This window comes from Pedobacter sp. KH_004 (assembly GCF_057840755.1).
Genome location: NZ_CM174519.1, coordinates 664,429 through 678,961, shown reverse-complemented (window position 1 = coordinate 678,961; position 14,533 = coordinate 664,429). Strand labels below are relative to the sequence as shown.

Annotated in this window: 13 protein-coding genes; 7 read left to right on the top strand and 6 right to left on the bottom strand. The window is 39.6% G+C overall.

Features of this window, described 5'->3' with window-relative positions:
- Positions 1-16: 16 nt before the first annotated feature.
- Positions 17-3,172, bottom strand: a complete 3,156-nt coding sequence (locus AC3ITD_RS03145; protein WP_489363924.1) for a SusC/RagA family TonB-linked outer membrane protein — start codon at positions 3,170-3,172, stop codon at positions 17-19.
- Between the two features lie 199 nt (positions 3,173-3,371).
- Positions 3,372-4,865, bottom strand: a complete 1,494-nt coding sequence (locus AC3ITD_RS03140) for an aminotransferase-like domain-containing protein (protein ID WP_489363922.1) — start codon at positions 4,863-4,865, stop codon at positions 3,372-3,374.
- Between the two features lie 64 nt (positions 4,866-4,929).
- On the opposite strand from AC3ITD_RS03140, the gene AC3ITD_RS03135 reads away from it, so the two are divergent.
- The gene (locus tag AC3ITD_RS03135; RefSeq protein ID WP_489363920.1) at positions 4,930-6,795 is read left to right on the top strand and encodes a TonB-dependent receptor plug domain-containing protein; all 1,866 of its coding nucleotides are present in this window, start codon (positions 4,930-4,932) and stop codon (positions 6,793-6,795) included.
- Positions 6,796-6,837: 42 nt separating this feature from the next.
- Complete coding sequence (map, locus tag AC3ITD_RS03130) at positions 6,838-7,653, top strand: type I methionyl aminopeptidase (RefSeq protein ID WP_489363918.1); 816 nt, start codon at positions 6,838-6,840, stop codon at positions 7,651-7,653.
- A 67-nt stretch (positions 7,654-7,720) separates the two neighbouring features.
- Here the strand turns inward: map and AC3ITD_RS03125 are convergent, their stop codons facing one another.
- The 4 genes from AC3ITD_RS03125 to AC3ITD_RS03110 are packed head-to-tail and all read right to left on the bottom strand — an operon-like array spanning position 7,721 to position 10,304.
- Complete coding sequence (locus AC3ITD_RS03125; protein ID WP_489363916.1) at positions 7,721-8,350, bottom strand: sulfate/molybdate ABC transporter ATP-binding protein; 630 nt, start codon at positions 8,348-8,350, stop codon at positions 7,721-7,723.
- Positions 8,347-9,018 (bottom strand): molybdate ABC transporter permease subunit, encoded by a 672-nt coding sequence (modB, locus tag AC3ITD_RS03120; protein WP_489363914.1) that lies wholly within the window; start codon positions 9,016-9,018, stop codon positions 8,347-8,349. Before modB ends, AC3ITD_RS03125 begins: the two co-directional genes overlap by 4 nt.
- A gap of 12 nt (positions 9,019-9,030) precedes the next feature.
- Positions 9,031-9,807, bottom strand: coding sequence for a molybdate ABC transporter substrate-binding protein (gene modA, locus AC3ITD_RS03115; RefSeq protein ID WP_489363912.1), 777 nt, complete (start codon positions 9,805-9,807; stop codon positions 9,031-9,033).
- Positions 9,804-10,304 carry a molybdopterin-dependent oxidoreductase gene (locus AC3ITD_RS03110; RefSeq protein ID WP_489363910.1) on the bottom strand — a complete coding sequence of 167 codons (501 nt, stop codon included), beginning with the start codon at positions 10,302-10,304 and terminating at the stop codon, positions 9,804-9,806. Before AC3ITD_RS03110 ends, modA begins: the two co-directional genes overlap by 4 nt.
- Before the next feature lie 58 nt (positions 10,305-10,362).
- Here AC3ITD_RS03110 and AC3ITD_RS03105 point away from each other — a divergent pair, with 58 nt between their 5' ends.
- The 5 genes from AC3ITD_RS03105 to AC3ITD_RS03085 are packed head-to-tail and all read left to right on the top strand — an operon-like array spanning position 10,363 to position 14,532.
- Positions 10,363-10,632 (top strand): hypothetical protein, encoded by a 270-nt coding sequence (locus AC3ITD_RS03105; RefSeq protein WP_489363908.1) that lies wholly within the window; start codon positions 10,363-10,365, stop codon positions 10,630-10,632.
- A gap of 50 nt (positions 10,633-10,682) precedes the next feature.
- The gene (locus AC3ITD_RS03100; RefSeq protein WP_489363906.1) at positions 10,683-11,792 is read left to right on the top strand and encodes an XdhC family protein; all 1,110 of its coding nucleotides are present in this window, start codon (positions 10,683-10,685) and stop codon (positions 11,790-11,792) included.
- Entirely contained in the window at positions 11,792-12,382 is a 591-nt protein-coding gene (locus AC3ITD_RS03095; protein WP_489363904.1) for a nucleotidyltransferase family protein, read from the top strand. The genes AC3ITD_RS03100 and AC3ITD_RS03095 overlap by 1 nt, the downstream gene beginning before the upstream one ends.
- Positions 12,379-13,359 (top strand): GTP 3',8-cyclase MoaA, encoded by a 981-nt coding sequence (moaA, locus tag AC3ITD_RS03090; RefSeq protein ID WP_489363902.1) that lies wholly within the window; start codon positions 12,379-12,381, stop codon positions 13,357-13,359. The genes AC3ITD_RS03095 and moaA overlap by 4 nt, the downstream gene beginning before the upstream one ends.
- Positions 13,360-14,532: a molybdopterin molybdotransferase MoeA gene (locus AC3ITD_RS03085; RefSeq protein WP_489363900.1), complete on the top strand. Its 1,173-nt coding sequence runs from the start codon at positions 13,360-13,362 to the stop codon at positions 14,530-14,532.
- Position 14,533: the final 1 nt, after the last annotated feature.

Here is a 14,533-nt window from a genome sequence, read left to right as displayed (position 1 = left end):
ATTGAAAATTTTAAAATTAAAATGAAGCGTTTAAGCCAAAAACAATTTGTTTATACAAAGGAAAACTATCATTTCCTCCCGTTTCGGGATCTATGTTTTTAAGCAAGGCGCTCTTTGCAAAAATCAGAGTGTTATAAGCCGTTCCGTAAACTCTCAATCTGCTCAAACCAACTTTCTTAATAAATTTATCAGGCAAGGCATATCCTAAGGTGATGTTTTTAACCTTGAAGTATGAACCATCTACATAAGATAAAGCTGATTGATAAAGTGTATTGATATTATTGGTTGTACCACCAATGGTTGGTTGAGGATAATCGTTGGTTGGGTTAGTCGGTGTCCAATAGTTATAAAATGCTGGTTGTGTGATGCTGTTATAATAACCCAACAATTGTGCGTCAATCATTTGTCCGTAACGCATTACCATAAATACCGTTAAATCGAAGCCCTTGTAGGCAAACGTATTCTGGAAACCAATATTAAAATCGGGAATGTTTCTTCCAACAATCATTCTATCGTTTGCAGAGTATGGGTGAACACCATTATCCGATACCCCATTAGCATCTAAGCGGGGAACGGTTTGCAGTTTAATATCACCCGGGCGGGCGCCATACTTTGCAGCTTCCGTTTCTTCTCCCAGCTGCCAGATACCAATTTTTTTGTAACCATAAAGAATGCTTTGTGGCAAAGCATCGCCAACAAATAAGCGGTTGGTAATTAAATTACTTACCGAGCCAGAAGTACCTAAATCAATTTTTGTTAACTCTTCCGTGGCCCTGGTAAATGTTAAGGTACTGTTCCATTTAAAGTTTTTGGTATCGATGTTTCTGCTGTTGATCGTTAGTTCGACGCCATCATTTTTAGTTTCACCTATGTTTGCAAAAACATAATACTGCGTTTTTGCATCATAACCACCAGCAGTTGGCGGCATGTTTTGAGCAAACAAAACGCCTTTTGATTTAGTTTTGAACCATTCGCTGCTCACATCCAGGCGGCCGTTAAATAATGTAAAATCTAAACCCAGATTGAAATTATAAGAGCGCTCCCAAGTAAGGTTCGGACTCCCTAATGCCCTATTTAATACATAGATAGGAAGTGCTGATGATCCACCAAGTGATAGGTTATAATCGTTAGTTCTTGCAGCTACCAAAGTGCTGTTTTGATAGGGTTGAATGCTTGGATTTCCCGCTACTCCATAACCTGCTCTTAGCTTTAAATTGCTTAACCAGTCTTTGGTAGATTCCATAAATTTCTCATCGCTAATTCTCCAGGCGACAGAAGCCGAAGGAAATGAAGACCATTTATCAATCAACTGGGAAACACCATCCCAACGATTTGATAACTGCAACAAATATTTTCCTTTGAAATTGTAATTGATCCTTCCGGCAAAGGAAAGGCGATTACTTTGACGGTAGCCGGTACCTCTACCTGTTATGGTAGTTGCCGCACCTAAATTATAGTAGAGATATTCATCAAAATCAAGTCCGTTTCCAGATAGCGTAGAGGTTTCAGTTCTGTTATCGGCCATAGATGTAATGCCTGTGAAGGTGAACTGATGATCCTTATTGATCGCGTAATTATAAGTAACGATATTCTCCCAAAGGTAGCCGTAATTCAGGTTTGTTGCATAACTGGCTTCTTTAACGTTTCTATTTTCTGACGCTAAATTGTAAGAGTTTTCATTTGCAAACGTACCCCTCCGGTCAGAAGAAAGTGTTACCCCAAGATTGGAACGAATGGTTAAATTCTCTGTCGGTTTAAATTCTACATATGGGTTAAGCTGTAAGAAAAGATTTTTGTTATTGTTAACAAAAACGCCTGGTGCATAATTAGCTATCGGACTTACCAATGAAACGTTTGTTAACGGGAATAAGTTTACACTTCCATCGGCGGTGTATGCTGTACCTAAAGGATAAATCCCGAAAGCTTTATTAATTCTGCTATTGGTTTGATCGCCGTTACGAAGATTGGCTGTAACTTGTACGCCGGCTTTGAAAAACTTCGAAAAAGCAACATCAACCCCCGAACGGGCATTTAAAATGGTAGACTGATCGCCTTTGTAAATCCCTTTTTCGCCAATGTAGCCCAATGACAGATAAGCCTGTGTTTTCTCACTTCCACCCCTCACTGAAATGTGGTGATTTTGTTGTGAACCTGTTTGCAGCGTTTCATCAACCCAATTTACCCACTGGCCTTCGTTAATGGCCGTTATCCCTGCGGCAGGAATACCCGCATCTGCAAGATTATTAGGAAACCGCCCATTGCCGGCAAAATATCGATCTCTAACATACTGTACATAGGCGTCGCCGGTTAATGGCTCTGGATATTTTGCAAAACCATTTACACCATAATAACTGTCAATGTCAACCTGAACTTTCCCCGCTTTTGCTTTTTTTGTCGTAATAATGATCACGCCGTTTGCTCCTGCCACACCATAAATAGCGGTAGAGGATGCATCCTTCAACACGTCAATCGTTTCAATATCGTTAGGATTTAAACTATTAATGTTCCCTATAATCCCATCGATAACATAAAGGGGATCAGACGATGCCCCGGGCAAGGCCCCAGCTACCTGTGCAATTGAGCGGTTACCCCTCAATAAAATAGTAGGTGTAGAACCGGCACTTCCACTTGTACGCTGGATATCCAGACCTGCAATCCTTCCCTGCATAGCCTCTACTGCATTGCTAACTGGACTAATCGTAATATCTTCACTTTTAATGCTGGATACTGCACCTGTTAAATCTTTCTTCTTAACTGTACCGTAACCCACTACTACAACATCCTCGAGATTAGCGATATCCTCGCTCATCACGATTTTAACCTCTGTCTTTCCATTTACCGGAAATTCAGTCGACTTAAAGCCTACCAAACTTAAAACCAAGGTTTCATTTCCGGACTCGAGGTTTAGCGTAAACCTTCCGTCTGCATCGGTAGCAACCGCGGCACCGCCTCCCTTAACTTTTACCACTACGCCAGGTAGTGGTCCGCCTTTAGCATCCACAACGGTTCCTCTTACCGGAACCACTTTAGTTAGTTTACTTTTTGAGATGGATACCAATGGTTTTGGCGATGCTACCGCAAAAGACAGAATAGGTAGCGCAACCATTCCTCCTATTACACCGAGAATACCGAGTGTCTTAAACAAAGGATTGTTATGTAAATTTTTGCTCATGGATTTATATTGGTTAGTTGTAAAAAGTTCAATAAAATGTCATAAACGTCAAAAATACGGTTATGAATTTGATCTGGAATATTCGCATCACTTTTTTTACAAATGAGATTGATATTCTCTAATAAATTTTATCTAACCACAAATTTAGAGAGGACTCCTAAATTTTAACTGTACAATACTATCGATGAATTATAAAATATTATCTAATATCTATCAATACTTCAGCAATAGATTTTTGCAAAATTTCCACAGCATTTTCCATCTCTTGTTCATTCAAACTGCCAAATCCCAGGCGGGTAGCAATTAAATTTTTATTTTGATACAACGTTGTTTTAGGCAGAAACAATCCGTTATCCAGGCATTTTTTTTGGAACTTTATTAAACTAAAACTGGGCAGCCATTCTATCCAAACCGCCAAGCCTTGGTTAGGAACCTGAAAATTGATCAATCCTTCCAGTTTAAGATGAAGCAGCTCAACAAAATAATCCCTCCGCTCCTTGTATATTTTTTTATTTTTCTTCGCCAGGCGATGAACTTCTCCTTCTTCAATCCATTCGGTAAGTACCTGTTCTTTTATCACGTCAACACCGGATGCTAATATGCGTTGATGTTTTTCTAATTCAGCGATGAAATCTGGCGGTGCCGACACAAATCCATAACCAAAACCTGCCGGAAGAGACTTTGCAAACGAGCCAATATAAACCACACTTTTATAAGTATCAATGGCGGCTAACGGAAGCACAGTATTGTTATCAAAATGAAATTCGAAATCGTAATCATCTTCAATGATGATAAAACCGTATTCTTTAGCCAGCTCCAATATTTCTATCCTTCGCTTTGCGCTTAAAGAAATTGTTGTAGGATAGAGATTTACGGAGGTGAGGTAAAGTACTCGTATTTGATGTGCTTTGCATATTTCACGAAGATTGATCACATTAATCCCCTCCTCATCTATTGAAACGGAAATAATTTGAGCTCCGCTATCTAAAATACTCATATTGGAAAAGTAATAGCCTGGTGAAGCAACAACAACCTTATCGCCAGCATTTATCAACAATTTCAGTATAAGAAATAGGCTTATTTCATGATTTGTGGTGGTGAGGAGATTTAATGGTGCTATTTTTAATCCTCGGGTTAGGTTTAGGTAATTGCAAAACTGCGCTTTAAAATTCAGATGCGCTTGTGTTTGCAGTTGTTCCCAAACCCCTTTATTTCTGTTTCTCTTTAATTTTGAAACATACAACCGGGCCAGTACATCTGTGTGCACAAGCCTGGCGTCGGGCAAACCATCATTAAATTGAAGGGACAAGTCACTCCCCTCAACTGGATTATCAAGAATATTTGATTTCTTAAATTCAAAATGGACAGGGACCGGTAGCTCATTTTGCAAAGAACGAATCCCATCTTTCTTAACAACCTGCTTCTGACTCGATAGTATAAAGGTGCCCTTACTCGCCGAAATTTTTATAAACCCTTGCGATTCTAAATCATCGAAAGCTTTGATGAGCGTATTTCTATTAACACCCAATATTTTACACAAAATCCTGCTGCCAGGCAATTTCGTTCCCTCCGGAAGAAATCCGAGCTGTATAGCTTTAATAAACTCAAAAACGATTTGTAAATAAATAGCTGTTGCGCTTTTCGAATCGAGCTGAATAAAACTTTTAAAAGGAATTTGAACCGGACTATCCATTTTATTTAAACTGGTATACTTTAGTGGTACGGCAAGATACTACTTTTGGAAAAAAATTAGCCAAGTGAAAAGACTTTATTTTGCGTTACTGCTACTCTTCAGTGCAGAGTTATATGCACAACAAAAACAAGATACTGTAATTAAAATTGATGATGTGGTCATTAATGAGAATGGTTTTAAAACCCCTATCTCAAAACAAAACAGAAATGTTTACGTAATCGATCAAACCATGATTGCTAAATTGCCCGGCCGCAGCATCCAGGAACTGCTACAATATGCTAATGGTGTAGATTTAAGGCAACGCGGACCTTTTGGCGGTCAGGCAGATATTAGTATTGATGGTGGGAGTTTTGAACAAACCGTTGTGTTATTAAACGGAACCAAAATTATTGATAGCCAAACGGCACATAACATGCTTAACCTGCCGATTCCGGTAGAAGCAATTGAAAGAATAGAGATTATTAGAGGCCCTGCCGCCAGAATCTACGGCATAAACAGCCTAACAGGAGCGATTAATATCATCACCAAGAAGCCAACACATTCTGGTATGCTGGCAGATGTACATGCCGGATCAAACTTCGAAAAAAATACGGAAGGCACTGGAAAAACTTTTTATAACAACCGAGTTCAGTTGGGTGGCGTATTGAGCAAAGCGAAGCAACAACATTCGCTCTTTGGCGGTTACGATAAAAGCAATGGCTATCGTTTCAACACGCAATTTGAAAACACGAAATTGCTGTATCAGGGAAATTTCCAGATTGATGCTGCTAATGAAATTATTGCCGCGGCAGGTTATACCGAAAATGAATTTGGCGCAAACGGTTTTTATGCCGCTCCAGGCGATAGAAACTCGACAGAAAAGGTTCAAACTACGTTAGCATCAATCCAATTTAAACATATTTTATCTACCCGATGGACTTTGCTGCCTCGCTTAAGCTACCGGTACAATTTTGATGATTACCGTTATTTTGGCAATGTAAATCCGAATGCTGGAGTAAGTAAACATGCTACCAATTCATTTGCAGCAGAAGTAACCAGCACATACAAAACCAATACCGGCGAACTGGGTTTCGGTGCCGAAGTGAGAAGCGAAAATATCAACTCGTCAAATATTGGAAATCACCGCCGTGAAAATGCAGGCTTTTATACACATTATCGCACCAGTTTCTTCGAAAAACTGGATGTAAATGCCGGTGCCTACGTTAACTACAATTCTTCTTATAAGTGGCAAATTTATCCAGGGATAGATGCGAGTTATGCCATTGGTAACGCACTCAAAATAATTGGCAATCTCGGCACCAGTCAGCGGATTCCTTCTTTTACCGATTTATACCTTAACCAACGACCAGGAAACATTGGCAACCCCGATGTACAACCCGAAAATGCGTTTCAAAGCGAATTGGGATTCAAATTTCTGAAGCGCAATTTCACTTTCAACTCCAGCTTTTTTTATAGGGACATAGATAAATTTATAGATTGGACAAGACTCGTAGCTACCGAACCATTTCAGGCCAATAATGTGGGCACAATGGTTACCAGAGGGATTAACTTCCGCTCTAATTATCATTTAGCTTTACATGACCAGTCGAACTTTAATTTTAATTTGGCCTACTCTTTTTTAGATTCGAAGTTCAAAAACATGGCGCAAGTGCTGGCTTCAAAATACCAATTGTCGGCGCTAAAGCATCAGGTTACCAATACCGTAGATTTCAAGTATCATCACTTTTCTGTGCTTTTGGCAACGCGGTTTAACCAGCGGATAACCGGGCCATCTTATTGGATTAATGATTTCAGATTGAGTCAATCCATTAATAAATTTACCATTTACATGGATGCACAAAATATTTTTGACACCCAGTATTTCGAAATCGGAGCCATTCCCCTTCCATCCCGTTGGGTAAGTTTAGGGGTAAAATTTGTAACGCTGTAAATACGATAAGCATTTAAAAAACTTATTCGTAATTTTGCAGCAATGATTTTTTATAAAACTGATGAACAAGTGGAACTGATGCAAATCAGTGCACTTTTAGTAAGCGAAACCCTTTCCGAAATCGCTAAAATATTACGTCCTGGATTACAGACCATTGAAATTGATAAACTTGCCAATCAATTTATACTTGATCATGGCGCTGTACCTTCATTTTACAACTATAGCGGTTTCCCACATCATATTATTACTTCAGTTAATGATGTAGTGGTGCATGGTTTCCCAGGCACAGAAACCCTAAAAGACGGTGATATTATTTCAGTTGACGTAGGTGTGATCAAAAACGAATACCATGGCGATCATGCTTACACTTTTGTAATTGGTGAAGCAAGTCAGGACATCCTGGATTTGGTAAGAACAACTAAGGAATCGCTCTTTATTGGTATTAACGAAGCCGTGGTAGGTAAACGTTTGGGTGATATCGGTTACGCCATTCAAAATCACAATGAGAAGCAAGGTTATGGTGTAGTGAGAGATTTCGTTGGCCACGGGTTGGGCAAAAGCATGCACGAAGATCCTCAAGTGCCTAATTATGGCAAACGTGGTTCGGGTTTAATGCTTAAAGAAAATTTGGTTATGGCCATTGAGCCGATGATTAATATGGGCAAAAAAGATGTTTACATCGAAAAAGATGGCTGGACCGTGAGAACTAAAGATGGTAAACCTTCCGTTCATTTTGAGCATGATGTCTGCGTGAAGAAAGGCAAAGCTTTAATCCTTTCAGATTATGCGCCAATTGAGGCTGCCGAGAAAGCAAATATTAATTTGAATACAAACTACCAAAGCATTTCAGCTGTTTAAAACGCAGTAAATATTTTAAGTTGTGGTGGTTCCAAGCTGGGAACCACCACAACTTAAAATCGGCTTCTTAATTTTCCCTACTTTCCAAGTTAAAGATCTGATTATCTGCACTCGCCCATTCATTATCTTGGTGCGTAACCATGATTACAGTAATTTTTTGCTCCTCAAATATCAGTTTCAGCCTTTCCATCATCCGGTTTTTGAGAGCAGCATCAAGTGCAGAAAAAGGTTCATCCATCAACAATAATTTAGGCTTGGTAGATAGCGCTCGCAAAATAGCAAGGCGCTGTTGTTGGCCACCTGAAAGTTGTTTTGGATACCGATGTTTAAGTTGATCTAACTCACCCATTTCCAGCAATTTGCTTATATAATCTAAATCCGTTGTGCCATAGCTCAGGTGCTGTTCAACCGTCATGTTCGGGAAAAGTGCATAGTCTTGAAAAACGAAGCCAACCTGGCGCTCCTGCACTTTTTTATTGTATTTCGTTTCACTATCGAACCAAATGGTATTGTCGAACTTAATTGTCCCTTTATCGGGCAAGACAAGCCCGGCAATAATTTTTAACAAGGTTGATTTTCCAGCTCCCGAAGGACCTAAAACCCTGGTGACTGAATTTGATTGGAAAGCAGTTTTCGCATGAAGTGCCAAACTGCCCGAACCACTACCCATTTTTTTTTCAATATCTATGTCTATCATTCGAAGGGGCTTTTAACTGCATTTCTATTGATGATAAAAACGCCTACTACGATGATGAAAGTGATGGCAAATAAAATAAGAGCATAAGCGTTGGCTGATGCATAATCCATGGTTTCCACTGCATCGTAAATCGCTATCGAGGCTACTTTCGTTTGCCCGGGGATGTTTCCACCTATCATTAATACCACCCCAAACTCTCCAAGTGTATGTGCAAAAGTCAATACTACAGCCGTAAAAATAGAAGCTTTAATGTTAGGCAGAAGCACCTTAAAAAAGGTTTGCATTTTAGATTTACCCATGATGTAAGAAGCCTCTGCCATACATTTAGGCAGGTGAGAGAAAGCAGCTTTTATCGGACTGACCATAAAAGGGAGACTATAAATAATGGAAGCAATAATCAAACCTTGGAAGGAAAAGACCAGTTGTAAATCAAAATGCGTTTGTAACCATTCGCCAAAAGCATTACTAGGGCTAAAAGCCAAAAGCAAATAGAAACCAAGCACCGATGGTGGCAATACTAAAGGCATGGTAATCAGCGCTTCGGCAATAAGTTTTAAAATAGTTTGCTTCCGCGATAGCCAATATGCAATAGGAACCCCAATAAAAAGCAGCAAAATGGTGGTAATGGCAGCCAACTTCAAACTTAGCCAAATCGGTTCCAGATCCATTATTTTTTACTGTTAATTTGGGAGATGATAACCATTGTTTTTAATAATTTTTCTGGCCGATGCCGACGAAAGATATTCATAAAATTTTAATGCATTATTTATTCCTGATTTTTTTGCATGCGACAGCAAAATAACCGCTTGTTCAATATTATTATAACTCTTTTGATCGATCCTCGCCCATTTTAGCTTAGCACTAAACCCTTTTTCATACAGAAAGGATTCAGTTGTAAAACCTAAACCCACAATGCCATTTTGAAGGTAGGTGTTCACTTGCGAGATACTTTCTCCAAATACCAGTTTATGTTTTATTTTGTTCTCTAAATTATAAAATTTTAGCGATTGCCGGGCGGCATAACCATATGGTGCAGTTTTTGGGTTGGCAATAGCAATTTTTTTTACCGCATCCATCGATACCAGCTTTTGCCAATCTTTTAGATCGCCTTGCACATTTCCACATATAATGAGACTGCCTAATGCATAAAGTTTTGGTTTTTGAATTCCATAACCTGCTGCAAAAAGTTTAGCGGGAAATTCTGTATCTGCAGAAAGAAAGATATCGTAAGGTGCCCCATTCATAATTTGAGTAGTTAGCTTGCCAGATGCCCCAGAAACCACTTCTGTGTTGATGCCTGTTTGTTTCTTAAAATCCGCCTGTAACTTTTTAATCACCGCTTGGGCATTTGCAGCTACTGCAATGCGAAGGGTTTGAGCATAGATTTGTGCATTAAACAGCAATAATATGCCGATGCAAGCCATCATTTTATTGGCAACTGACTTAATTTTGATCATTTCGCAAACTCAATTTTTATACTCGTAACTTGCTTTATACATCTCGCCGCCCGCTTATCGTGTTCTACAATAATTCGAAATGGACCTTCAGTAGAAAGAAGCGGCTCATTGTCTACAGTATCTGCCAAAATAATCTTTTCATCTGTAAAATCTGCATCCAATTCGGCCAAAGAAAATACGACCTGATAACCATCAATCGCTTCAATAATCACATATTTTGTTAAGTTTTCCCTTCGTAAATCTTTACCGAGTGTGGCCCCACCTTTAGCCAAAACAGTAGAAAGTAGCACGCCAGAATATTCATAATTTGTGCTATCACCATCTTTCCGTGAAACTTTAACCCTGGGCATTTTCGCCAAATCGGCTAAGGTTAGCGTGTAAGGTTTAGTAAGCACGCCACTTATCTTTACCACATCGGTAGTTTGGGCGAAGGTTTGTCCAAAAGAGTAGATCAACAAAAATGAAAGAATTATTTTAGGGATGATATTGGGTTTCATAAATTCAATAGGTATGCTGATAATCTAAGTGGGCAAATATAATTTATAACAATTGGTTTTGGATTTGTTTAATTCAACTTTCGATATTCTTTGGGCGAATGGCCTAAAGGTTGTAAGATTGCTGTTGGTAGAAGAACATAATTTTTACGATTATCAAATGCCAAGGATTACTGATATTCCGCCGATTGAAGTTTACATTATGGAAAATGATGAAGATGCTGGTGATATTGGCGAGCCAGGTTTACCCCCCATTTGCTCCGGCATTAACCGAGGCCATTTTCGATTTAACAGGAAAAAGGATAAGAAAATTACCGTTCGATGTGGCTAGTATTTAATTTTTATGCCAATCTTGCGGTTTGGTTCGAATAAAATCCCTGTATGAAAGAAATTGTTGATATTCTGGCTGCTTACCAAAAAGCCATCGCCGAAAATAAAAAGTCGGCCTTGGCAACGGTTGTAAAAGTAGAAGGTTCATCGTATAGGCGCCCAGGCGCCCGAATGTTGGTAACCGATGATGGATTTTTAACTGGTGCCATTAGTGGTGGTTGTTTAGAAGGCGATGCGCTCAGAAAAGCACTTTCGGCCATTCACCAGCAGGAAAATAAATTGGTCACCTACGATACCACCGACGAAGATGATGCAAAATTCGGTGTTCAGCTGGGCTGCAATGGCATTGTTCATATTCTTTTCGAGCCCATTTTGCCCGAAGACAAAGCAAACCCGATTGAGATGTTAAAAGCAGCAAATAGCCGACGGGAAAACTGCGTTGTTACAACTTTGTTCTCATTAGAGAGCAAAAATCAGCCCGGCTCAATCATGTTATTCAGGGAGAAAGATAGCCTGGAAAAAATAACTGATGCCATTATAGGTTCCATTAAAAATGATGCCTTTGATGTATTAAAGCTGGGGCTATCAAGGTTTGAAAGTTACCCCATTGATGGGCAGGATTTTGATGCTTTTCTGGAATTTATCCCTCCTCCTATTCAGTTAATTATTGCCGGCGCAGGAAACGATGCACAACCGCTTGCTGAGATGGCAAACATTTTGGGTTGGGAAATTACCGTTGTTGATGGCAGGCAAACACACGCTTCGCAACAAAGGTTTCTGAATGTGAAACAGGTTTTAGTAGCCAAGCCAGAAGCCCTTTTACCACAAGTAGAAATAGACGGGCAAACGGCTTTTGTGTTGATGACCCATAATTACAATTACGATACGGCACTTTTAAACTTGCTCTTACAAACGAATGTGCCTTATATTGGAACCTTAGGACCGAAGAAAAAATTGATCAGAATGTTGGAAGAACTGAATCAACCGGCACAGGAAAGTAAAATAAATGGGCCAATTGGCCTGGATATTGGAGCGGAAACTGCTGAAGAAATTGCGATTTCTATTATTGCAGAAATCAAGGCCACCTTTTCAGGCGCATCTGCAGGGATGCTGAAAGACAAGAAAAATCCAATTCACGTTTACGACAACAAAAGCAGTTAATGAGCACCGCAATGATCATTTTGGCCGCAGGAAATTCCAGCAGATTGGGAAAGCCGAAACAGCTTTTAACCTACCAGGGCCAAACTTTAATTGATATTACAATTGCAGCATCGGTAAAAACGAAGTTTCATCCGATCGTGGTCGTATTGGGTGCTTATGCCGAAGAAATAATGCAACGCTCTGCAGTAGCTGATGTTTATTATGCTGTAAATGAGCGCTGGGAAAATGGCATGTCATCGAGCATTTCTTTCGGCTTACAAACCGCGTTAGCTATCGAACCTAAAATTGAAAATGCTATCTTTACAGTAGCAGATCAGGCACATATTAAGGAGGAAATATTCGAACAGTTAAATTCTGTTCATCAATCGACATTAAAAAACATAGTTACTTGTACCTATGCTGAAACAACTGGCACGCCAACATTGTTCAACAAGAAATACTTTGAAAAATTGCTAAATTTAACAGGTGAAACTGGCGCTAAGCAATTACTAAAAACGCATGGCGATGACACCGTTAACATTCCATTTGAGTTGGGAAAGATTGATATTGATACTGAAGCAGATTACAATAATTTAATTAGCAATAAATGATAGCAGATTCGTTTGGAAGGGTGCATGATTATTTGCGAATATCGTTAACCGATAATTGCAATTTCCGCTGCTTTTATTGTATGCCAGAGGAGGATTATGATTTTACTCCAGCATCGCGTTTAATGAAACCTGCTGAGGTACTCGCTTTGGCAGAACTTTTCGTAGCGCAAGGGGTAAAAAAAATCCGTTTAACCGGTGGCGAACCACTCGTTCGTAAAGATGCTGCAGAAATTATAAAAGGCTTAGGCAAACTTCCGGTAGAATTGGTCATGACTACTAACGGAACCCGCATTGCGGAAATGTTGCCTGTTTTAATCGAAGCGGGGATTAAAACCATTAATATCAGTCTCGATACTTTACAGCCTGAAAAGTTTTTCATGATCACCAGGCGTGATGTTTTTCACCAGGTGAGAAGTAATATCGAACTATTATTACAGCATAAAATCGCCGTAAAAATAAATATGGTGGTGATGAAAGGTCTTAATGATGGTGAGATAAATGATTTTATCAAATGGACAAAACACAACCCTATTCAGATCAGATTTATCGAGTTTATGCCTTTTTCAGGTAATAAATGGACAAGCAACAAAATGTTTTCGCTACAGGAAATATTGCATGTTGTAGAAGAAGATTTTACCGTGTTGCCTGTAGAATCTGCGCCTCATGATACGGCCAAACACTTTATGATTCCTGGTCATGAAGGGTCATTCGCCATTATTAGTACCATGACCGCTCCTTTTTGCAGCACCTGTAACCGCATGCGCTTAACCGCTGATGGCAAACTGAAAAATTGCTTATTCTCTGATGGGGAAACTGATTTGCTAACGCCGTTAAGAAACAATGAGGATGTACTTCCTTTAATCTTTGCCTCCATTTGGAGCAAGAAAAAGGAATTGGGCGGACAGCTGATTACCCATTTTGAAAACCTGGATGCCGACGCGATAAAAAACCGAAGCATGATAACCATTGGTGGATAAATGATAAGTGTTGAAGAGGCTAGAAAGCTAATTGGAGACCATATTTCTCCACTTAAACCAGTTTTAAAACCATTGCAGGAAGCTGCTGACCATATCCTTTCGGAAGATATCACTGCCGCATTCGATATTCCTGCTTTTCGTCAATCTTCTATGGATGGTTACGCTATCATTTTCGACGATGTGCATGAAGAGTTGAATTTGATTGGCGAGATGGCTGCCGGAACTGCTCAAAAATTAACCATATCCAAAGGTCAAACCAGTAGAATATTTACAGGCGCACCATTGCCGGAAGGTGCAGATACGGTGGTAATGCAGGAAAAAACCAGTAAAAAAGATGACCGCATTACATTCGATGATGAGAGGCTGGTAAGGGGTGCAAACGTGAGGCAAATTGGTTCAGAGATCCGTACTGGCGAGCTGGCTATGGCAAAAGGTGATTTACTTGGCCCGGCGGCATTGGCCTTTTTAGCTGGCATTGGAGTAAGCGAAGTAATGGTTTATCCCAAGCCAAGTGTGGCCATAATCCTTACAGGCAACGAATTGCAGCAGCCAGGCTTACCCTTACAATTCGGACAGGTATACGAATCAAATTCTTATTCGCTTGCCGCCGCTTTAAAGAACGAAGGCATTTTTAATGTCGAGATTTTAAAAGCTGAAGATTCTTTAGAAACATTGACAGCTGTTTTGAAAGAAGCTTTAGTAAGAAATGACGTGGTTTTGCTCACTGGTGGTGTAAGTGTTGGCGATTACGACTTTGTGCTTCAAGCTGCGGCGAATTGTGGCGTAAATCAAATTTTCCATAAAGTAAAACAGAAACCTGGAAAGCCACTATTCTTTGGAAAAAAGGAAGACAAAGTTATTTTTGGCCTTCCAGGAAATCCATCTTCCGTATTAAACTGTTATTATAATTATGTGGTTCCTGCGTTAAACCAGCTTTCAAATAAAGCAAACAGTATAAGATCAATTCAGGCGGAATTAACACATCCCTATCAAAAACCACCGGGATTAACCCATTTTTTAAAGGGAAATTACAAAGATGGAAAAGCTACACCGCTTGGCGCTCAAGAATCTTACCGATTGAGTTCTTTTGCCCAGGCAAATTGCCTGATTCAATTGAATGAAGGGCAAGAAAATTTCGTTGCAGGAGAAACTATAAATGTGATTTTGATTTAGG

Coding starts and splice junctions, on each gene's coding strand:
- AC3ITD_RS03110 (WP_489363910.1), bottom strand. CDS start 10,304: ATGAAACCCAATATCATCCCTAAAATAATTCTTTCATTTTTGTTGATC.
- AC3ITD_RS03125 (WP_489363916.1), bottom strand. CDS start 8,350: ATGATAGACATAGATATTGAAAAAAAAATGGGTAGTGGTTCGGGCAGT.
- modB (WP_489363914.1), bottom strand. CDS start 9,018: ATGGATCTGGAACCGATTTGGCTAAGTTTGAAGTTGGCTGCCATTACC.
- map (WP_489363918.1), top strand. CDS start 6,838: ATGATTTTTTATAAAACTGATGAACAAGTGGAACTGATGCAAATCAGT.
- AC3ITD_RS03145 (WP_489363924.1), bottom strand. CDS start 3,172: ATGAGCAAAAATTTACATAACAATCCTTTGTTTAAGACACTCGGTATT.
- moaA (WP_489363902.1), top strand. CDS start 12,379: ATGATAGCAGATTCGTTTGGAAGGGTGCATGATTATTTGCGAATATCG.
- AC3ITD_RS03100 (WP_489363906.1), top strand. CDS start 10,683: ATGAAAGAAATTGTTGATATTCTGGCTGCTTACCAAAAAGCCATCGCC.
- modA (WP_489363912.1), bottom strand. CDS start 9,807: ATGATCAAAATTAAGTCAGTTGCCAATAAAATGATGGCTTGCATCGGC.
- AC3ITD_RS03095 (WP_489363904.1), top strand. CDS start 11,792: ATGAGCACCGCAATGATCATTTTGGCCGCAGGAAATTCCAGCAGATTG.
- AC3ITD_RS03140 (WP_489363922.1), bottom strand. CDS start 4,865: ATGGATAGTCCGGTTCAAATTCCTTTTAAAAGTTTTATTCAGCTCGAT.
- AC3ITD_RS03085 (WP_489363900.1), top strand. CDS start 13,360: ATGATAAGTGTTGAAGAGGCTAGAAAGCTAATTGGAGACCATATTTCT.